The organism is uncultured Aquimarina sp. (genome assembly GCF_947492405.1).
In the GTDB taxonomy this organism is placed as follows: domain Bacteria; phylum Bacteroidota; class Bacteroidia; order Flavobacteriales; family Flavobacteriaceae; genus Aquimarina.
The window spans coordinates 102672-124480 of record NZ_CANLMP010000010.1 but is presented as its reverse complement, the minus strand read 5'-3'; the positions used below and the strand labels follow the sequence as shown (position 1 = coordinate 124480).

Below are 21809 nucleotides of genomic sequence, written 5' to 3'. Positions count from 1 at the left end.
ATGAGTACACCAACTAATTCAGTTCCAGAAATCCTTACCGGGGTATGGACTTATAGAAGTTTTCTTAGTAATCCTGATTTAGATGCGGATTTTGATTCATTAGAATTTGGAAGAGGAAATATAAAAATAAACGAAGCTCCTATGCAGACTCTTGATGGTTTGATATACGGCCCTGGATGGGAACTAAAATTAAAGGGTTCCATTGGATATGGAAATCCTTTTACACTTCAATTTCAAGGAAAAGGAATTGTAGGAGGTGCAGAGTGGATCTATAACTATTTAGGATATTATGTGCCTAATTGGATGAATGGGATAGATCAACGCCCTGCTATTGTTGGATCCATCGTTAGGGAAATCCCACATCCCACAGGACCTAATGGAAAATCTACTGCTCCTGCAGGGGTAGTTGCACAATGGATTGCGGTAAAACAAGATCCTAGCTAATGAAAAACAATCCATACACATATGATGTAGTTATAATCGGCGGTGGTGTTGCAGGATGTGCTACTGCAATTTCATTAAAAAATGAAGCTCCCGAACTTCGTATTGCCATTATGGAGCGTAAACCATCTTTCATTCCTAATAACGCTTCTATACGCAGAATAGGAGAAACGCTACCTCCTCATGCCTCTCAGCAATTACAAAAGTTAGGGATTTGGAATTCTTTTTTAGAGTGTAATTTTATAACCGCCTATGGAACGTCGGCTGCTTGGGGATCCTCAGAATTATATCATAATGAATATATGTATTCCCCTTATGGATACGGATGGCATTTGGATCGAATTGCTTTTGATCAATTTATGATTAAAGAAGCACAAAAAAGAGGTGTTTTTTTCTATTTTGAAACTAGTATTATAGCATCCACCAAGAAATCTAAACATTGGGTCTTGGAAACTAATTCTAAAAAAGATAATACAACAGTTAAATCCAATTTTGTAGTAGATGCAACTGGTAAGAAAGCTACATTCTCTAGTCTTCAAAAATCTGCTAAGATTAAGAAGGATCAGATGGTTGGGATTTATCGTTTTTATATTTCAAAAAATCAAGATAAAGCGCATTCAGAAATAGGCAATGGAACTTGTGTCGAAACCGATCAAAATGGATGGTGGTATAGTGCTACATTACCCAATAAAACGATCGTAGTTGGCTATATGACTGATGCAGATATTGCAAATCAGTTACAACTTCGTAAAAAAGAAGCTTTTGATAAGCTCCTAAATAATACCAAGTATACTAACAACAGAATAAAAGATACTATACATCTCTCGCAACCTCAAGTAACGGCGGCTCACACACAATATCTTAGTACTGTTACTGGCGATTCTTGGCTTGCAGTAGGTGATGCGGCTTCCTCTTATGATCCTATTTCATCCCTCGGGATTTTTAAATCATTAACTATGAGTCAGTATGCAGCTTATGCTACATTAGATGATCTAAAAGGAGATCAATCTGGATTACAAAAATATCAGCAAATCATTACTCAAGATTATAAAGCATATCTGAAAAAGAGGCAAGAATACTATGCACAGGAAGATCGATACACTACATCACTTTTCTGGAAAAGAAGACATGCTAATCAAAATTATAACTAGTAACCTTAAATTTTTTATACTATGAAACACACAATACAATTTTTAAACTCCAATATATTTCACCTCACAACGGTTTTATGTATTTCGTTACTACTATTTTCTTGTGATGATAAAGTAATCATTGAAGGAAATAACGATAAAGCAGAAGTCAATATCAATACAGATGATTACAAAAAAATTCCTGCTCCGGTAAAATTTTCTGCAGACATTCCTGTAGATGTGGATCCAGTGATTCAAAAAAAGCTGAAAGACAAAAAAAATACATTTAAGCTTAATGAGAAGTTTAATGAATACAGCTGGCAGGCTTTTATAGCCATCATGTGGCCAAGAGATGACAAAGGTACTCCTACACCTAAATTTACAGATAAAGGAGAGCCTACCTGGTTGGGATGGAAAGAGGCCTTTCAAGTATATCGAGCTGATGGAAAAACACCTGCTCCTTGGGGAAGTCCAAGAACAGCATCTGGATTAGGATTACACGATGATAAGATATCCGAAGACGCTAGAATAGTGCTTTCTTCTGCTACACCAACGCATCCTAAAAACTTCGACATTGCTGATGAAGTTGATCAGGCTTTTGCAGGAAAATTGTTTGACCAAAATGGAAATGTTGTCGTATACGAAGTATTAATGAATAAAGAAGAATTTGATTATATAGTTACTAATAAGCTCTATAATAAAAATGGACAAACCAAATTTTCTGAAAATGGAGTAATCGCCAACTTCCCAAAAGGAGATTATAAAAGCAATAAACTAGGAGCTATAGAAATAAAATTTGCTTGGAAAATCCTTACGGATACCGATCATAAAGAAAGGTACTATACTGAAGAAGGATATATTATTAGCCCTGATTCTACTTTAGTCAAAAAAGATTTAGGAATGATCGGTTTTCATATCAGTCAAAAAACACCAACGGGAAAACAATGGGTTTGGTCAACTTTTGAACATATTGATAATCTGGATCAAAATGTAATCGAAAAAGATGGAAAAACAACAGTAATTCCTCCTTCATTAACAGATCCGAATTGTGAGATCTGTCCTGTAAATATAGATGTAACCAATAACGGAACGACTTACACACATAACAAAGGAGCTCACGGAGATTTCTGGACAATTTCGAGCAGTAACACAGATATGTACTATGCAGAAAGTGATACTATGAAAACCCAAGCAAAACGTATGGTGGACATCCCAATTAGAGTACAACGAGTAAATGAAAAAATGCAAACATATTTTAAACAACAAAAAAGTGTTTGGCAATATTATCAACTAATCGATACGCAATATCCATTGGATCAAAACGCTCTTCCGGGCAATCATACTGAGGCTGGATATAATGTGCCAAAATCCGTAGTAAACAAACCCGGTGGAAAACCTAACCTGGCATTACTAACCAATATTACCATGGAAACTTTTTTTCAGACAGGAAATCAATCGGCTGCTAATCTTATGGAAGCAAACCCTGTAAGTGACATTACCATTTTTGGTACAGAAAGCTGTATGGGATGCCATTCCAGTGCTGGAATCTATGAATACAAGGGTGGAAAAGCAGTGTCAGGAGACCAATTAAGTGGTGATTTTAGTTGGTTACTTGGCAAAGCACAGTGGGAAAAAGGGAAGCCTAAAAAACCATCTAACTAATAGATCTAAAGAAATGGAGCAAAGTTTTTATAGAATATCATATTCATTTTGCTCCGATTCCTTTTAAATAATAAATCATTTTTAATATCCCTTTTTTGCCCATAATCAAGTTTAATTCTAAAACACAACAGCAAATGTATACTTCAAACAAAAACTCATGTTCTTGTGCTACCAAAGGTTCGACAAAACAAATTGGTAACCAAACAAAGAAAATGAGCGTTCTGAATATACTATCTGCTGTTGTGTTTTTTTTATTTCCAAAATGTGCCTTCTGTTGGGCAGCCTACGCATCTTTTTTTAGTTATATAGGATTCGGACAATTGGAATACAATTCTAAATGGAAATATATTATTCTTACAACATTTCTTTTGGGTAGTATTATACTAATGTGGAAACATTATAAAAATAAATCTTGGCTTAATATCCTACTATATACCTCTGGGCTAGCTATTTTACTGATCGCCTATTATCTTAACTATAGTCAGACTTGGTGGTTATATATAGTTGCTTTCCTGATGATTTTAAGTAATTTTCATCTACGAAAAAAACAGATACTAACTCATCATTAATATTTATTAAATAGTATCTATAAAAAAACATATAGTATTGTATATTTATACAAAAAGTACTTTATATGTCATCCCAATCCCGTCTGGATCGCGCTTATAACAATGCAAAAGTCATTTCTTTTGATGACAGTTCTAAGTTCATCTTGTTTAGTGATTGCCATAGAGGTGATAATAGTTTTGCAGATGATTTTGCAAATAATAGAAACATCTATTTCCATGCATTGAAACATTATTATGATGAAGGTTTTACTTATTGCGAATTAGGAGACGGAGATGAACTATGGGAAAACTTAAATTTTGAAACCATTCTTAGAGCGCATAAAAATGTATTCGAGTTACTTCAAAAATTCTTTTTCGAAAATAGACTAGAAATGATATGGGGAAATCATGATATGGTCTATCGAGATCCAAAGTATGTAAAAAAACATTTAAGTACTTATTTTGATCAAAAAACAAATCAAGAGACTCCTCTTTTTCCTGAAATTAAATTTCAGGAAGCAATTATACTAAAACATAAAAATACTAATCAGGATATCTTCCTTTTACACGGCCATCAAGCGGATTTTATGAATTACGTTGGATGGAGAATTAATAGATTCCTGGTTCGTGTTTTATGGAAACCTCTTCAGGTTGTAGGAATAGCAGACCCTACCAGTCCTGCTAAAAACTATAAAGAAACCATTAAAGTAGAACGAAGAATTAAAAAATGGATTGCTAATCATAAAAATCAATTTACCATTATTGGTCACACCCATCGCCCTCGTTTTCCCGAAGCTGGTGAATTAGCCCTTTTTAATGATGGAAGTTGTGTACATCCCAGGTCAATTACTGGAATTGAAATCGAAAATGGAAGTATTACTTTAATCAAATGGCAAATCGCAACTACAGAAGATGGAACTCTCAAAATTATTAGAGTACCTCTGGAAGGTCCTCAAAAATTGACTGACTTTATTACTGATTAATAGAGTATTCGTATGGAAAATATTGATCAAGTACTAGAACAAATTCCGATACGACACGATTTTGTATCTTATTTTATAAGTCTGGGTATTTTTATCGGATTATTAATGAGCTTTGTTCTCTTGCTTCGTACTTCCAATAAAAATAATGGCTTCAGAATCTATGGTTGGTCATTATTAATACAATCTATCATTGCAACAGATGTTTTCTTATGTTATACTGGTCTTATAAAATTTATCCCTCATTTTAATGATAGTACAGAACCATTAGTACTACTTCTAGCTCCATCAATATACCTTTTTATATATACGTTACTCACACGAAGATCAATCATTTTCCAAAAACTTTGGATTCATTTATTACCTTCTTTTTTATACTTTTTATCGCAAATACAATATTATCTTCAACCAATATCTGTTAAGATTAATGCTTATTTAGGAGCTTACTATGATGATATAGAAAAAGTAAAAATTCCTAAAGACACTGATTATAGTTATCTATGGATTAAAGATGAGTTTAGATGGTTGATTTTGGCCAGTTTCGTTTTATATATTATTTTATCAATGCGTCTTATTCTAATAAACAGAACTAAAAAGAAAATCTTGAGCGCTAAAAACACAAAGATTAATAAGTTCGATTTCTCTAAAAACACCTCTCTTGGACTTCTTGCCTTTTTCTTGCTCATATTTATCGTGTATATAAATTTTGAAGATGATGGTGGAGATCATTTTATATTCATTTTTAATACAATCATCGTTAGCATTACCAGTGTTATATTATTGTCAGAATCTCGTTTTTTTGAAAACTCCTGGATCGCCGATAAGTATGAAACATCAAGATTTAAGAGTCAAGAAATTTCAATCGATGATATCAAACAATTCGTGGAGAAAAGTAGATTTTATCTACTGAGTTCTGCTTCCTTAAAAAGTTTAGCCGAAGAGTTAGACTCAAACTCCAATTATATCTCTCAGGTAATTAATGCACGTACAGATCTTAATTTTAATGATTTTATTAATCAATATAGAATTGAAGCATCTAAGAAACGTTTAATCGACTCAGAATATAGTCACCTCACTATCGAAGCGATTGGAAACTCTGTAGGATTTAAATCAAAATCAGCATTTTATAATGCATTTAAAAAACACGTAACGATATCTCCCAAAGCATTTGTTACACTGCAAAAAGCCGAATGACGCCTATAAGAAGACGTCCAAAATTATAATTCTACACATAATTTGCTTCATTTTCTATCCAGTTAGAAGAGAAATATTTCACTTTTGAGCAAACAAATTTTCAAAAGTTATGGATAAAAAGATACGTCGTTACGATTTAGATTGGTTACGTGTTATTGTATTTGGATTACTCATTTTTTATCATGTAGGGATGTTTTTCGTCCCTTGGGGATGGCATATTAAAAACGACGTAATTTACGATTGGATTCGTTGGCCTATGCTCTTTTTAAATCAATGGCGTTTACCTATTCTATTTGTTATCTCAGGTATGGGGACTTTTTATGCATTATCACACCGGAACCTATGGCAGTTTAATCTGGAACGAATTAAAAGATTATTCATTCCCTTATTATTTGGCATGGTATTTATTGTGCCACCTCAGATTTATTTCGAGAGATTAGCTAATAATGAATTCTTAGGATCTTATGTTGACTATTTTACAACTGAAGCTTTTACCGGAGTATATCCTGAAGGAAACATTAGCTGGCACCACCTCTGGTTTTTACCTTACTTATTGGTATTTTCCGTTATTCTTTCTCCTTTATTCATAAAAATTAAAAGAAGTGCTCCAAGATTCACGAATTGGGTACGAAGACAGATTCAAAAGTCTTACGGTTTATATCTATGTATCATACCCTTGTATTTTCTCGAAGTCTTAGTTGAGCCTTTTTTCCCTACTACCCATGCTTTAATAGATGATTGGTTTAATTTCATAAATTCCATGACCTTCTTTTTGTTTGGTTTTATACTTATTTCTACTGGAAAGGAATTCTGGAAAAGCCTGGATATTATAAAATCTAAAGCTTTGGTTATTGGTGTGATTGCTTTTTCTATTCAACTTTTTATATGGATACAAGGTAAAGACAGTCTAATTATTCATTGTACGGAAGCATTGATTAAAGTTACAAATCTATGGTCCTGGATTTTGGTTATCTTAGGATATGCTGCTAAGTTTCTGAACACAAAAAGTAACGTACTGGCGTATTGTAATAGAGCAGTATATCCCTTTTATATTTTACATCAAACCGTTACGGTAGGAATCGGATATTATATTATGAATCTCAATTGGGGGTTTTTGTCAAAATTCATTTTGTTAACTATAGGTACTTTTGGAATTAGTTGGATGATCTATCACTGGGTTATTTTAAAGATTTCAGTATTACATCCTTTCTTTGGTTTAAAAAAGCTCAAATAGTTATTAATCTATTACAGTAGTTGGTATTGATAACTCATTGTCATTTGGGATACTATATTCAGTACAAGATTCTTTTTGAAGATTATATTTTTCTGATGAGACTTCTACCCAATAATCATCTCCAAAGAGTTTAAAAAAATATCGCTTATCAATATACTGTTCGAATACATTCTGAACAGCATAATAACCATCTCTTTCAATTGTATTTCCAACTGAATCTTTAGATTTTATTGAAATGTATTTTTCTTTGAGATAATGAATATAAGTAGCATCGTTACAAAAAAGAAGATGTTTAGGTTCTGCAGTACCTCCATTCCAATTTATATCTCCGTTGTTCACTGTAAGTTTATAGCTATAACTATGACTTGTCCCATAATTAGAATTCGTTATAATACCTATATGAGTAGTATTCTTATTTGTTTTTTCTACTTCTAAATGTTTGTCATTTCCTAATAGCGTATTTGTTATATCGATACGTTCTGTAGTTTTTGATCTACAAGCGATAAATAAAAAAATGAAACTAAGAATCTTTACATAAATTAATTTTTTCATGATTCTATTAGAATAAGAATTAAAAAATATATGCTCAAGAAGAATCTTTTTCTTGAGCATATATTTTATTAAAATTTAATAAAAAATTATATTATTCGATGTTCACAACTTCCTCAATTTGAGGAGCATACTTTTTAATAGTCATCTCAACTCCTGATTTTAGGGTCATTTGATTTACACTACAACCAACGCAGGCTCCCTCAAGCTGAACTTTAACTCTTTTATCATCTTCAATACCCACTAATGAAATATTTCCTCCATCACTTTCTAAGAAAGGACGGATTTCATCTAGTGCTTTTTCTACATTAATCTTTAATTCTTCAGAAGTCATTTTTTATTTTTTTACAGCAGAACATCCTGCCATTGTTGTTATTTTAATCGCCTCAGTAGGTGGTAGATTTTCATTTCTGTCTACTACTTCCTGCACAACATTCCTTGTCAATTCTTCAAAAGCTTTTTCTATAGGAGTGGCTGTTTGCAATGCAGCCGGACGACCTACATCTCCTGCCTCACGTATACTTTGTACTAAAGGTATTTCTCCTAAGAACGGAACATCAATATCTTCTGCAAGATGTTTAGCACCTTCTTTACCAAAGATATAATATTTATTATTAGGAAGCTCTTCTGGAGTAAAATATGCCATATTTTCTATGATCCCTAGCACAGGAACACTAATACTTTCTTGTTGAAACATTGCTACTCCTTTTCTCGCATCAGCAAGTGCTACATTCTGAGGTGTACTAACTACAACCGCTCCGGTAATCGGCAGAGATTGCATAATAGATAAGTGAATATCACCTGTTCCTGGAGGCAAATCTAATAGTAAGAAATCTAATTCTCCCCAAGCTGCATCAAAGATCATCTGATTTAATGCTTTTGCAGCCATAGGACCTCTCCAAACTACTGCTTGATTAGGTTGTGTAAAAAATCCTATGGATAATATTTTAACTCCATAATTTTCAACAGGTTTCATTTTAGATTTATCTCCTACTTTTACAGATAAGGGTCTTTCTCTTTCTACATCGAACATAATCGGTGCGGAAGGTCCGTATATATCTGCGTCTAATAATCCAACACTAAAGCCCATTTTTGATAAAGTAACAGCTAAATTAGAAGTCACTGTGGATTTACCAACTCCTCCTTTTCCAGAAGCAACTGCAATAATATTTTTAATTCCAGGAATCGGCTTCCCTTTAATTACATTTTTTTCAGGCTGTTTAGCTGCAGGAGCTTCTACTTTGATATTCACCTTAATTTTGGCTTTTTCATATACTTTATCATGAATAGCTTTCATTACGTCAACTTCTGCTCGCTTTTTGATATGTAATGCGGGTGTAGACAACTCTAAATCAACGATCACTTCATCTCCAAATGTGATTACATTTTTTACAGCTCCGCTCTCTACCATATTCTTCCCTTCTCCAGCAACCGTAATCGTCTCTAACGCTTTTAATATATCTGACTTTTCTAACTTCATGAGTATTATTTCTTTTTCTAACAATGAATCAATCTAGAATGATTCTAAAGGCAAAGATAGGTCGAAAAGTTAAGATTATAAAGTTCCTAAATTGAAATGATTTATAGCTCTATCGGAGGTAATGATAACATATTTTAAAAAATGGTATAATTCGTGATAATTCCCTATTCAAAATTCCACACAATCATTTTATGAAACACATATCATTTATTTTATTCTTATCCTTTTTTACTTACCAAGGGAATAGTCAAGGGAAACTGGAAAAAGCAGAAAAAAGTTTATCAAAAAAGGAAAGGAGGAGCATTTCTAACTCAAGATATGACAACAGCTCTTCTGACTCAGAAAATAGTTTTGTTGCGGATACCTTCAGTGAATTGTTTGTAAGTATATTTTGGGGTATCACATATGGATTAGTGTTTGAAACACCTATTGAAAAAGAATACGGTGCTAGCGATGCTTCTATTACCAAATACCCTTATTACAATAAAACAAAAGGAAATTACTCTTATGAATGGGGTGATGACACCGAAATTTTTAGAACGACAATATCAAATAGATTTATTGCCGAAAACGGTAAATTGTATGGAAATCATTTTAATGGAGAAATTTGGTTTTTAAAACGAATCAGTCTCGAAGGTGATTATCTTCAGTTATGGGAGGAAAACACTAATTTTGGAGATAATTCCCTTGCAATGTATACAGCGTTAGTTAAATATCACCGGGTAAGAACTGAGCTATTTAATGCATGGTGGGGCATAGGAGCTGCCTATGTGGATGGAGAAGTGGATGAGTTAGGTTTTACCTATGGTTTGGGTGCTGAACTTTTTTTTGCGAAACCATTGAGTGTAGAAACTGTCTTTAACCAAACCTTTATCAATAATCGGACAGTTAATAAGTTTACTGGGACATTAAATTATCACGTGAATCGTTATAAGATATCTGGTGGATATGAACACCTGAAGATTGGAAACCAGGATTTCTCTATGTTTTCTATTGGCGCAGGTATTTCTTTTTAAGGGTTATAAGGGCATCCGGGCAGGCTATTCGCTATATTTTTTGTTTGCCTGCTTCGCTAAGCTACGCACGACAACAAAAAAGGATGAAGCTTGTCCTGAGCCTCCTCCATAGGCAGATAGGTGTCGAAGGGCTACTATCCCTGATGCAGTTTATCCTATTATTTCCTAATTTTTGAAAAATCAGGAAATATTAGAAAATCATAATTCCTTCATAGGATCCCAAAACAATTTTTCGAAATCTTGTATTTGATTATCTATTACTTCTACGCCTTCATTTTCGAGTAGTTGCTGCATTAAATTTGTTCCATCAAAATGATGTTTACCGGTGAGAATTCCTTTTCTATTTACCACTCTATGAGCAGGCACATCTTCTTGTTTACCAGAAGCATTCATAGCCCAACCTACCATTCGGGCACTTCTTGCTGCACCGAGGTATTTAGCAATCGCTCCATAAGAAGTAATTCTACCATACGGAATCAGTTTTGCTACTTCGTAAACTCGATCAAAGAAATTTTCGTTTGTATTCTTATCCTTCATCCCAAGTATAAATTATTCTAGCTAAAGTTAACATTACTAAAATCAACATCAATATCCCCATAAAATAGTTAGAATATTTAGTTATAGATGCTGTTTTCTTTTCAATCTTAAGAAAAGAAAATACATAAAAATATAAGGTTACAAAAGTCCCGATTCCGGCAGCAATACCAAATATCACAATCCTTAATGCATCATATTCTATTTTCCCACTTACACTCATAGCCGCAGCAATTGTACAGAAATAAGGGATAGGCAGTACATTAATTGCTGACATCATCATTCCTTTAAAGAGGCTACGGGAACCCGCATGTTTATATACTTTGATCTTGGTCCTTCTTTGTTTTGCCTTAACAAAAAAATAAATAGCCATTAGAAAAAACACAACTGCTCCTGTTCTGAGAAGCATATTTTTCACATAAGGATTAAAAAAAATATATTTTGCCAGTAAAATAGCGAATAACGCTTGAATAAAAACAACAACCGAAGCTCCTATTGCTACTAAGATTCCATTTTTCTTTCCTCTTTCTAAACAAGTTTTAGCAACAGTCATATTAATCAGTCCAGGTGGAATTACCCCAACCAAGGATGCAAAAAATGTGACGAGAAATAGTTTAGTTGTTTCCAAATCGATGACGCAATTAGGTAATTTTAAACTGGATGTAAGTTATAGGTTTATTTTTTTCTAAGTATTGTTTTTCATAAAAAGTCTGGATAGCTGTTACCTCCTCGGGAGAACCTTCTTGATGGTACACATTATGATTGGCATATAACACCTCGTGTCCTTCACCATGTAATAAGCCTAATGTATACCCATGCATAAATTCGCTATCTGTTTTAAGATGCATGATACCATCTGGTTTCAGAACTTTCTTATAACGCTGCAAAAACACATGGTTAGTCATCCTATGTTTTGTCCGTTTGTACTTTATTTGAGGATCTGGAAACGTTATCCATATTTCATCAATTTCGTTTGTATCGAATATATGATCTACTAATTCTATCTGAGTTCGAATAAAACCTACATTACTCATTTCTTTCTCTATAGCTGTCTTGGCACCCCGCCAGAAACGAGCTCCCTTGATATCTATCCCCATAAAATTCTTATCAGGATACTTTTCTGCCAATCCTACTGTATATTCTCCTTTACCGCACCCTAACTCTAATACAATTGGATTTTCATTCTTAAAGAACTTCTCTCTCCATTTTCCTTTATACCCTAAAGAATTGTTCAATACCTCTTCTCGTGTAGGTTCTACTACATTATGAAAAGTTTTGTTCTCGTTAAAACGTTTTAATTTATTCTTGCTTCCCACCTATTCTACTTCTATATCTATTTGACTCTATAACTCGTTTTATGTTACACCAGGTTTAAAATACTTCATCAATAAAGAAGTTTACCATCTTAAACTCCAAAACATAATTACTATGTATATCCCTTTCTACAACAGGATTAGTTCGTCTATTACATTCAGCGTATTTCACTTTTGAATATAAAGCTTCACTAACCTAAACATAATTTTTTGGTAAAATTAAGGAAATATATACTTAGAAGAATACTATTAATTTTAAAAATAAGACAATGCGTTTTTTCAATAATTAACTTACAAAGCAACTGATTTTGAGTAAAAAAGTACTTGTAGCACCACTAAATTGGGGATTGGGTCATGCGACTCGATGTATTCCAATAATAAATGCCTTAATTAAGGAAGGTTTAGAGCCTGTTATAGCTTCGGATGGAGCAGCACTTGCTTTATTAAAAAAGGAGTTCCCCGATTTAAAATCGGAAGAAATTCCTTCATATAACATAGAATACTCTAAAAAAGCTAGCAATTTTAAGTTAAAAATGCTCTTAAATAGTCCTAAAATAGCACACGCCATTACTACCGAAAAAAAGGTAACAAAACGTATTATAGAATCTGACAATTTTTATGGTATTATCTCTGATAACAGAATGGGAGTGAGGCATAAAAGTGTACCCTCTGTATTCATTACGCATCAACTCACGGTTCTCAGCGGTAAAACAACTTCTATTAGCACAAAAATTCACAATAAATATATTAAGAAATTTGACGTATGCTGGGTACCGGATATGGCGGATGATCCAAGTTTAAGTGGAGAACTTGGGCATCCCAAAAGAAGTAATATACCAGTTACATATCTTGGACCTTTAAGCAGGTTTACCTATCAAAATCTACCTAAAAAATATGATATCATGGTATTGCTATCAGGCCCGGAACCACAGCGTACAATGTTGGAGCAAAAATTATTTCAAGAATTCGAGCGTAGTGATAAAAAAATAGTTTTTGTTAGAGGTATTATTGAGGAAAATCAGAAGACTTATATTAAAAATAATATTACCATACATAATTATCTAACAGGTTTAGCATTACAAAATACAATTAACAGTAGTAACATGATCATTTCACGATCCGGATACACTACGGTAATGGATCTTGCTAAATTGAAGAAAAGAGCATTTTTTATACCAACTCCCGGACAATTTGAGCAAGAATATCTCGCTGAAAGGCTTACTTCGAATAAGCTTGTCCCTAGTTGTAAACAAAATGAATTTACACTAAAAAAGTTATATGATCTAAATGCTTATAAAGGGTTAAGCAGTTTTAGTACCGACATCGACTACGGGGAACTTTTTCACTTTTTCCAAAGTAAATGAAAATTCACTTCCTATTCGATAATCACTTTCGACGTAGATACGTTCATGGTGTGCTTCAATGATATGTTTAACAATAGCTAATCCAAGTCCAGAACCTCCTTCTTTACGTGACCCACTTTTGTCAACTCTATAAAAACGCTCGAACAATCTAGGTATATGTGCTTGTGCAATACCTTCTCCATTATCCGTAACTCTAACAATGACCTTATTTCGAATTAAATTCTCTATACTAACCTCTGTGGTACCATCTTCTTTCCCATACTTAATAGAATTAACGATCAAGTTAGATAGTACTTGTTGAATTCTCTCCTTATCTGCGTGGACCATAACAGGTTCCTGATAATTCATGTCAAAAGTTAGAGCTATATTCTTTTTTGATGCTTTCATTTCGAATAAATCAAAAACGCTTTGCACTAGTTCTATAATATCAAAATTAGTGTAATTAAGATTTAGATCACCTACTTCTAGTTTAGTAATCATATCCAGATCTTTTACAATATAAATAAGTCGCTCTACTCCTTTATTTGCACGATTAAGGTATTTATCAAGAATTGCAGGGTCATCCATTGCCCCATCCAGAAGTGTTAATATATATCCTTGTACTGTAAACAACGGTGTTTTTAGCTCATGAGAAACATTCCCCATAAATTCTTTACGATAATCTTCTCTTATTTTTAAGGTTTCTATTTCTGTCTTTCGTTTCTGAGCAAATTTTTCAACTTCTTTTATTAAAGTTTTCATATCTGTAGTCACAGGACTTTCACCAACGGTATCGACATCGAGCATTTCGATATCGTCATAGATTTTTCGAACTCTGCGATAAATAAATTTTTGAACTCGATACTGAATTATTAGAAAAGATACTGCATAACAAACAATCACGAAAATTGCCAAGAACAGAAAATTAAATCGACCTTGAACGTACAAAAAAACGCTCATTAAGAGCGTTAGTAATAATGTTATGTATAAAGACGAAAGGTAAGCAAACCTATACGATCTCTTAAAATTTTCTGCCATTTTATATTACAAACTTATAGCCAACTCCTTTTATGGTTTTAAAACTATCATCGCCAAGTTTTTCTCTTAGCTTTCGAATATGCACATCTATGGTACGTCCACCAACAATAACCTCATTCCCCCAGACTTTATCCAAGATATCTTCTCTTTTAAAAACTTTACCAGGCTTTGATGCCAATAAAGATAATAATTCAAATTCTTTCCTAGGTAATATAATCTCTTTTTTATCCTTAATGATCTTATATTCATCCCTATTAATAACAAGGTTTCCGATCTTAACTACATTCTCAGATGAATCATCTTCTTTTAACCTACGAAGTAAGGCTTTTACTTTACTTACTAATACTTTCGGACGAATTGGTTTCGTAATATAATCATCCGCACCAGCGTCAAAACCTGCTACTTGTGAGTAATCTTCTCCACGTGCGGTTAAAAATGTGATAATTGTATTTTGTAAATCCGGTATTTTACGAATCTGTTCACATGCTTCGATCCCATCCATCTCTGGCATCATTACATCGAGTATGATCAAATGTGGGTTTTTCTTTTTAGCAATTTTAACAGCCTCGATACCATTCTCTGCTGTTAAGACATTATAGCCTTCTGCGGTTAGATTATAGCCTACAATTTCTAAAATATCCGGCTCATCATCTACTAGTAAAATTGTAATATCCTTTTTATTCATTTCTTTATTGAATTACATCACTAATCGTAAATATACTAGGTTAAAATGAAGTATCGATAAACATTCATCCAGGAAACGATAAACTAACACAAAGATTTCATAAGCATAACATTAAGTTAACTTAATAAATTCATTTCGTGATTAATCCTGATGATCTCTATAGGTAGTTAACAAATTCATGGTAGCTGTTATGAGATCTTTTGTCTCCATTAGTAGTCCGAAATAAAGTGTCGTATTTTTAGGACTACTTTCTTCTGTTCTAGTTCGTTCTACTTGCTTATTAATTTTGTCATTTACTAAGGTAAACAATTTTTGTTTTTCTTCTATAATGGTATTAAGTCCACCAAACTCCCTACTATCAAAAATATCTTTAATGCTAACAAAAAATTCTTGTAATTCATCTTCAATCTCTTTAAGATCTTTAATTTGATTAAATCGTAGTTTCTTATGGTTATTATTTACGTGTTTATGACTAGTTTTAGAAATATACTCAAGGGACTGAGTAATATCCTCTAGGTATCCTAAAATAGAAATATAAAAACTACTTGCGCCAACGCTAGATTCATCAAGGTTTTTGATAAAATAAAAAATACTATCTCTAAGTTCTTCTACTTCTGTTTCTAGTTTTGCAATTCCTTTTCTGCTCTTTTTAAGAGAGGCCAGATCATATTTTGCCAAACTGTCTATTGTATTGCCATAAATTTTATTCCCTCTGTTTACAAAAGATTTAATGTTATCTGCACTTTCTTCGATAACTCCTTGTATTGAACTACTCTCTGACTTCTTAAGACTATCTTCCGCTTTATTCGCTCTTGCTTTGTTGCGATACTTAATTGTATTTCTAACCAACAAGAGTATTGCTACCAATAGTAGCACACCCGTCATAATTGGTTGATTAAAATTAATTAGAAAAGCAATAAGTGCTGCAGCTAAAAATGCGCTTATAGCAGTAAAGAACCATCCTCCTATTACATTTAGAACTCCAGCTACTCTATACACTGCACTCTCAGTTCCCCAAGCTCTATCAGCTAATGAGGTACCCATTGCAACCATAAAGGTTACATACGTTGTTGATAACGGTAACTTCATAGAAGTTGCAATAGAAATCAAAACTCCAGCTACCATAAGATTAACAGCTGCTCGTACCATATCAAAAGCCGGCATATCTTCCTTTCGAGTAGTCACAGGTAATGTCAGCTCTTCAAACTGTTCATCAGAAAATTTCTTAAATGATTCTGGTGTAATAGAAGATATAACTTCAGAAATAAATACGGTTCCTCTTACAACTCCTCTAGACAGAAAGTTAGGACGAAATTTTTCATCCCCATCTCCTTGACGTGATAAGTCAATAGATGTCTTAACTACGTTTCTGGCTTTAGAAGAAAACCACAATGTTAAGACCATAATAAGTCCGGCTGCCAGCAATAATAAAGTTGGTGTTTCCGCTTTACCACTTAACGAAGTCATAAGATATTCGTTTGCAAGAACTCCAGAATCACTCCACATTTGGTATCCTTCCCAAGCAGCTATAGGAACTCCGATGAAATTCACCAAGTCATTTCCTGCAAAGGCTAATGCCAATGCAAAAGTTCCTACTATAATAATAAGTTTATAAATATTTATCTTAAAAATGCTCATCACTGCATAAGAAAGCAAGGATAATAATCCAAAGCCAACAGCAACGATTAATAATACATTAGTTTCTAAAAACCCTCTTAACGTAGTAGCAATTGTTCCAGCTTCTGCGTCAATCTTAAAAAGATCCTTCTTAGCCGCAATCATTTCTTTAACTGTTTCGTAAGAACTTTCGAAATGAATATTAGCCCAATCTAAAAAGCTCAATCCAGAATCATTAGATACTGTATCAATAATCAATTTAGCATAATTAGTGCCTTTAATTCCTTTTATAAAAATGAAATAAAGTATTGCGGTCAATGCAATTCCTCCGAATAACGCTCCTACCCATTTTGCCTTTTTTTCAAAATTAAATGACAATAATAATCGTGATATATATTGAACGATCGCTCCAACAGAAAATGCCACAACCACAGAGAGTAATATCCCAGTGATAATTTCACCGGCTTTTTTAGTATTAATATAGTTCCCTAAATCTCCAAAAGAAAGCGATGAGTCCGCGGCAATTTTAATCAAAGCAACACAAACCGCAGCTCCCAATAGTTCAAATACAATCGAAACTGTGGTTGAAGTTGGCATACCTAGCGTATTAAAAAAGTCTAGGAGTAATATATCTGTAATCATAACTGCCATGAAAATGATCATGATTTCATCAAAATAAAACTCACTAGGCACAAAAATACCCTTACGGGCCACCTCCATCAATCCGCTAGAAAAAATCGCACCTGCAGCTATCCCTAGACTGGCAACTATCATAATAGTTCTAAAGGAGATCGCCTTAGAACCTATCGCAGAATTTAAAAAATTTACAGCATCATTACTAACCCCTACTACCAGATCTGCAATGGCTAAAATAGCCAAAGCAATAATCATCAAAATATAAATGTCGTTCATATTTTTCTTACAATCTTATAAACCACAAAAATGTTACTAAAAATCTAGTCGTATGTTATTGAAATGTTATCTTTTTTATTGTAATCTAAAATCATTTAGTTCTAAATAATCATTAAAATCATAATCATCTCAAGATTAACATTATTTAATTTTTTCCTATTTCTATTTCGATTTTTTACACCCACTTGGAGTCAATAGAATTATATTGATATTTCGACAGTCCTTAAATCATAGTATTTCCGCAAAGTTATGAATGAAATAAATTTATTAAATTAACTTGTATCTATTAGCACTTCTGTCTTGTTCGAAGTTCAAACTGAGTTTATACATTCCATTATTAATAGTTGTTTTTTTATCTTTTATTCTTTCAATCATAACCAAAATACACTTTCATAACATTTCAATATTCTGAATATCAAGTATTTATGTTTTCAATGTTAATTTAATGTTACGCAAATGTTGCTTAAAAGTAAAATTAATGTTACATTTGTAATGTAAATATTAAGAACACCCCCAATAAAACATATATTATGAAAAATTTACTCTTAACATTAGCAATCCTTTTTTCAGGAGTAATTATGGCACAAGAAGCAAAACCTACTTTCGAGAAGCAAGGTGATGCTATCAAAGGCACTTACTTTCACGAAAACGGCGAAGTACGTCAGCAAGGATTTTACAATAAAGAAGGAAAACTTCACGGAGAATGGAAGTCTTATGATATAACAGGCAAGAAAATTGCTATGGGACAATATACTAATGGAGTTAAGACAGGAAAATGGTTCTTTTGGTCTGATGAAAAATTATCAGAAGTAAATTACTCTGATAATAGTATTGCTTCTGTAACAACTTGGTCCAATAAAAGCGATGTAGTTGTTAACTACAACGAGAATTAAATTTGCTAAAATATTTAAACAACAAAAAGCACTCATAAATTTATGAGTGCTTTTTGTTGTTTAAATAACTTCAGGATTAACAAAAGTTAAACTATGTTTTGACGATAGAATTTATAAATCTTGTCATTAACTAAAGTTACCTCTAGCTTCTATTCATTTCCTAAATCGAGCTCTTAACAATTAGGTAATCCTCAATATTTTTACGTTAAACCCTTAATTTTAAAGAGCTTTATAAATCACAACCTCTTCCCTTTTTGACAAAAGCTCCATATTCATTTAAAAACAGATAACAATTAGGTAACGTTATAATCACTCTTATTTAATTTTTCAGTAACGCACAGGTAACAATAGCTATCGTTATTTGCACCGAATTTAGAACACGTTATGAGAAATATTGTAATTCTCTGTGCACTATTCGTTGTTGGAATAGTTAGTGCGCAGGAAACTGGCTCCATAGCCGGTACTTTGCTTGATAAAGAAGCAAATAGTCAACCATTACCCTTTGCTAATGTTTTAATTAAAGGGACGAGTAAAGGTACTACTACAGATTTTGATGGTTTATATACTATTGAAAATTTAGAACCCGGAACGTACACTGTAGAATTTAGCTTTATAGGATACGAAACTCTTGAAAAAGAAGTTATTGTAAAACCGAATGAAACCACTACTGTAAATGTAGCTATTGGTGCAAGTGCAGCGGCGCTAGATGAAGTTGTTATTAGAACCACGAGTACTAAAAAAGAAAGTGTGCAAGCACTACTTTTAGATCAAAAAGGTGCTGTCGTTCAGAAACAAAGCATTGGAGCTCAAGAACTTTCGAACAAAGGAGTAAGTAATGCTGCCGCGGCTGTTACCAAAATCTCTGGTATCTCAAAACAAGAAGGTGGTGGTAATGTATATGTTAGAGGTCTTGGAGATAGATACTTAAACACCACATTTAACGGTTTATCACTACCTGCAAATAACGTAGATAAGAAAAATATAGATCTTGGCCTATTCTCTTCTGATGTTATTCAGAACATTGGTGTAAGCAAAACCTATGCTGCTAATTTTTATGGAGACTTTGCCGCAGGTAATGTAGACATTAAAGCAAAAGAACATGTTGGGAAAGCGTACATTGATGTAGATCTAGGAAATAACATAAACACCGCTTCAATTGGAAAAAAGTTTCTAAAAAATGAAGGAACAGGATTTTTTGGATTCTATAATAGATATAAAAACGATCCTTTTGCCGTTGTTTTATCTCATGGAGTAGATCCTATTTCATCTGAGGGACCAGTTGGTCTATCAGGATCAATTACAGCAGGAAAATCCTGGGAAATTGGGGAAGAATCAAAACTAAGCATCTTCGGAACTGCATCTTTTGGAAGTAGTTATGAATATCTAAGAGGTGAAGCAGCAAATGTAACTGCAGCAGAAAATCAAATATTCAGAGATACAGAAATTTTTGAATATAGCCGAACTACTACGGCAATGGCAAATATTGTATACCGAATTAACGGAGATCATAGAATAAAGTTTACTTCTTTATTTATTAATGATGCAACAGATGAAGTTGGTCGTTTTGGAATCGACGGAAATGGATTTAATAGAAACACCATTGCAGACATCGATGATTTCGGATTTTTTACACAAAATGTGCAATTCGAACAAGACATGATCTATGTTAACCAATTATCTGGAGTTAGTAACATCAATGAAAAGATAAAAGTAGATTACGGAATTGGTTTTAACAGTGTTCTGGCTCGTCAACCGGATAGAAAGCGTATTGCGTTAGAGCAGTTTGACTTAGCATTAGACAATGATCCTAGTACAAATCCAGTTCTTTTCCGTAATGTAGATTTTGACAACCAACGTTATTTCCAAAATATTGAAGATCAAGAATGGAATGGTCGTGTAAACGTAGCTTACGAACATAAAGAAAATCTATCCTTTAATTTTGGATATAATGGGCGTATAAAACAACGTGATTTTGATAACCAACGTTTTGGATTAAGCATTATTGAACCAAGAACTGAAGTCACTGATGTTAATAATTTCGATTCAATTTTTAATATTGATAATTTAGGAGTTACCTATAATACCGTAGTGATAAATGCTTTAGATCCTTCCAATGGATTAGGAAATACAAATCTTCCGGGACTTCCAGAAAATACATATACTGGAAACCTAGATATACATGCACTATATGCTAATGCAATTTATAAATATGGAGAGAAGTGGACATTTGTTCCAGGACTTCGTGTAGAATCTTTCAATCAAAGCATCGACTATAATGTGATCAACCTTGCATTTAATAATCCAGGACGTAATGAAGCAACAGAAACTTTTTTACTACCTAGTTTAAATGTAAAATACGCATTAAACGAAGATCAAAACTTACGTTTTTCTTTAAGTAGAACGGTTTCTAACCCAGAATTTAAAGAAGTAGCTCCATTTGTTTATGAAAATGTGACTGATCGTATCGGAGGTAATCCAGACTTATTAAATGACCCTGCATTCTCTTCTATTATCAATTTAGATTTAAAATACGAATGGTTCTTTGAAAGAGGTCAAGTATTTTCTATTGCCGCTTTCGCAAAACAAATTAATGATCCTGTAAACTTGGTATCTGCTAACGATGCTACAGGAACGCAACGTTTCTTTAGAACAGGAGATAAAGCAGAGGTTTTCGGTATTGAATTAGAAGCACGCAAAGCGTTGTTATTAAACACAGAAGAAGAAAGTCTTCTTTCTGCAGGTCTAAATCTTACCTACACCTCTACAAAACAGGATTTAAAAACTGTTTCGGGAACCTTTAACACAAATTTTAATAGAGATTCTGACGAACTACAAGGAGCATCACCATTTTTGATAAATGCGGATGTAAGTTATACACCAACTTTTGGAGATTATAAACCTGTAGCAAACCTTGTATTCTCCTACTTCTCTGATCGAATTGACGCATTAGGAGCTGGACAATTAGGAAATATTGTCGAAAAAGGAGTTCCAACACTGGACTTTGTTTGGAAAAACAAAGTACGTGAGAATTTTGAAATCAATGTTAGCGTTAAAAATCTGTTGAACCCTACTATAAAAAGAGTAAGAGAAAACGCAACCATATCAGAAGATGTTCTTACGACTTTTGGAATTCCATTCACAAGAAATGAAAATAATGAAATCAATCCAATAGATGAGTTTGCCCTTTCTAGCTATAAAAGAGGAGTAAATATCGGATTACAATTTAAATACACATTTTAA

General features: G+C 33.1%; 20 protein-coding genes. 11 read left to right on the top strand and 9 right to left on the bottom strand.

From position 1 onward, the window contains the following. The 7 genes from Q0829_RS26085 to Q0829_RS26055 all read left to right on the top strand — a co-directional run bounded on the left by Q0829_RS26085 (position 1) and on the right by Q0829_RS26055 (position 7189). Complete coding sequence (locus Q0829_RS26085; RefSeq protein ID WP_298548688.1) at positions 1–444, top strand: hypothetical protein; 444 nt, start codon at positions 1–3, stop codon at positions 442–444. Beyond that, on the top strand, positions 444–1592 hold the full coding sequence (locus Q0829_RS26080) for an NAD(P)/FAD-dependent oxidoreductase (RefSeq protein ID WP_298548686.1): 1149 nt from the start codon (positions 444–446) through the stop codon (positions 1590–1592). Before Q0829_RS26085 ends, Q0829_RS26080 begins: the two co-directional genes overlap by 1 nt. A 21-nt stretch (positions 1593–1613) precedes the next feature. Then, positions 1614–3233 carry a hypothetical protein gene (locus Q0829_RS26075; RefSeq protein ID WP_298548684.1) on the top strand — a complete coding sequence of 540 codons (1620 nt, stop codon included), beginning with the start codon at positions 1614–1616 and terminating at the stop codon, positions 3231–3233. Positions 3234–3367: 134 nt separating this feature from the next. Further along, positions 3368–3802, top strand: coding sequence for a hypothetical protein (locus Q0829_RS26070; protein ID WP_298548682.1), 435 nt, complete (start codon positions 3368–3370; stop codon positions 3800–3802). Between the two features lie 65 nt (positions 3803–3867). Beyond that, positions 3868–4764, top strand: coding sequence for a metallophosphoesterase family protein (locus Q0829_RS26065; RefSeq protein ID WP_298548680.1), 897 nt, complete (start codon positions 3868–3870; stop codon positions 4762–4764). Between the two features lie 12 nt (positions 4765–4776). Then, positions 4777–5955 (top strand): helix-turn-helix domain-containing protein, encoded by a 1179-nt coding sequence (locus tag Q0829_RS26060; protein WP_298548679.1) that lies wholly within the window; start codon positions 4777–4779, stop codon positions 5953–5955. A 109-nt stretch (positions 5956–6064) separates the two neighbouring features. Next, on the top strand, positions 6065–7189 hold the full coding sequence (locus Q0829_RS26055) for an acyltransferase family protein (RefSeq protein WP_298548676.1): 1125 nt from the start codon (positions 6065–6067) through the stop codon (positions 7187–7189). 3 nt (positions 7190–7192) lie between these two features. On the opposite strand, the gene Q0829_RS26050 is transcribed toward Q0829_RS26055, so the two are convergent. The 3 genes from Q0829_RS26050 to Q0829_RS26040 form a co-directional block, all read right to left on the bottom strand. After that, complete coding sequence (locus Q0829_RS26050; protein WP_298548673.1) at positions 7193–7741, bottom strand: hypothetical protein; 549 nt, start codon at positions 7739–7741, stop codon at positions 7193–7195. Between the two features lie 91 nt (positions 7742–7832). Then, positions 7833–8072, bottom strand: coding sequence for a NifU family protein (locus Q0829_RS26045; protein ID WP_027394883.1), 240 nt, complete (start codon positions 8070–8072; stop codon positions 7833–7835). A 3-nt stretch (positions 8073–8075) separates the two neighbouring features. Further along, positions 8076–9218 (bottom strand): Mrp/NBP35 family ATP-binding protein, encoded by a 1143-nt coding sequence (locus Q0829_RS26040; protein ID WP_298548669.1) that lies wholly within the window; start codon positions 9216–9218, stop codon positions 8076–8078. A gap of 191 nt (positions 9219–9409) precedes the next feature. Between Q0829_RS26040 and Q0829_RS26035 the strand changes: the two genes are divergently transcribed. Continuing rightward, complete coding sequence (locus tag Q0829_RS26035; protein WP_298548667.1) at positions 9410–10234, top strand: hypothetical protein; 825 nt, start codon at positions 9410–9412, stop codon at positions 10232–10234. Between the two features lie 198 nt (positions 10235–10432). On the opposite strand, the gene Q0829_RS26030 is transcribed toward Q0829_RS26035, so the two are convergent. From Q0829_RS26030 to trmB, 3 genes are read right to left on the bottom strand one after another with little or no spacing between them, the layout of a single operon-like run. Beyond that, entirely contained in the window at positions 10433–10771 is a 339-nt protein-coding gene (locus Q0829_RS26030) for an MGMT family protein (protein ID WP_298548665.1), read from the bottom strand. Then, positions 10761–11396: a LysE family transporter gene (locus Q0829_RS26025; protein WP_298548663.1), complete on the bottom strand. Its 636-nt coding sequence runs from the start codon at positions 11394–11396 to the stop codon at positions 10761–10763. Before Q0829_RS26025 ends, Q0829_RS26030 begins: the two co-directional genes overlap by 11 nt. 13 nt (positions 11397–11409) lie before the next feature. Then, on the bottom strand, positions 11410–12084 hold the full coding sequence (trmB, locus tag Q0829_RS26020; RefSeq protein WP_298548661.1) for a tRNA (guanosine(46)-N7)-methyltransferase TrmB: 675 nt from the start codon (positions 12082–12084) through the stop codon (positions 11410–11412). 305 nt (positions 12085–12389) lie between these two features. Here trmB and Q0829_RS26015 point away from each other — a divergent pair, with 305 nt between their 5' ends. Further along, the gene (locus Q0829_RS26015; protein WP_366141975.1) at positions 12390–13445 is read left to right on the top strand and encodes a glycosyltransferase; all 1056 of its coding nucleotides are present in this window, start codon (positions 12390–12392) and stop codon (positions 13443–13445) included. Here Q0829_RS26015 and Q0829_RS26010 read toward each other — a convergent pair. The 3 genes from Q0829_RS26010 to Q0829_RS26000 form a co-directional block, all read right to left on the bottom strand. Beyond that, positions 13383–14462, bottom strand: a complete 1080-nt coding sequence (locus Q0829_RS26010; protein WP_298548659.1) for an ATP-binding protein — start codon at positions 14460–14462, stop codon at positions 13383–13385. The two genes, Q0829_RS26015 and Q0829_RS26010, sit on opposite strands and share 63 nt — an antisense overlap. Position 14463: 1 nt before the next feature. Further along, positions 14464–15147: a response regulator transcription factor gene (locus tag Q0829_RS26005; RefSeq protein ID WP_298548657.1), complete on the bottom strand. Its 684-nt coding sequence runs from the start codon at positions 15145–15147 to the stop codon at positions 14464–14466. Positions 15148–15288: 141 nt separating this feature from the next. Continuing rightward, positions 15289–17676, bottom strand: coding sequence for an inorganic phosphate transporter (locus Q0829_RS26000; RefSeq protein ID WP_298548655.1), 2388 nt, complete (start codon positions 17674–17676; stop codon positions 15289–15291). Positions 17677–18206: 530 nt separating this feature from the next. Between Q0829_RS26000 and Q0829_RS25995 the strand changes: the two genes are divergently transcribed. Both Q0829_RS25995 and Q0829_RS25990 read left to right on the top strand, forming a co-directional pair. After that, positions 18207–18569, top strand: coding sequence for a nicotinic acid mononucleotide adenyltransferase (locus tag Q0829_RS25995; RefSeq protein ID WP_298548653.1), 363 nt, complete (start codon positions 18207–18209; stop codon positions 18567–18569). A 384-nt stretch (positions 18570–18953) separates the two neighbouring features. Beyond that, the gene (locus tag Q0829_RS25990) at positions 18954–21809 is read left to right on the top strand and encodes a TonB-dependent receptor (protein ID WP_298548651.1); all 2856 of its coding nucleotides are present in this window, start codon (positions 18954–18956) and stop codon (positions 21807–21809) included.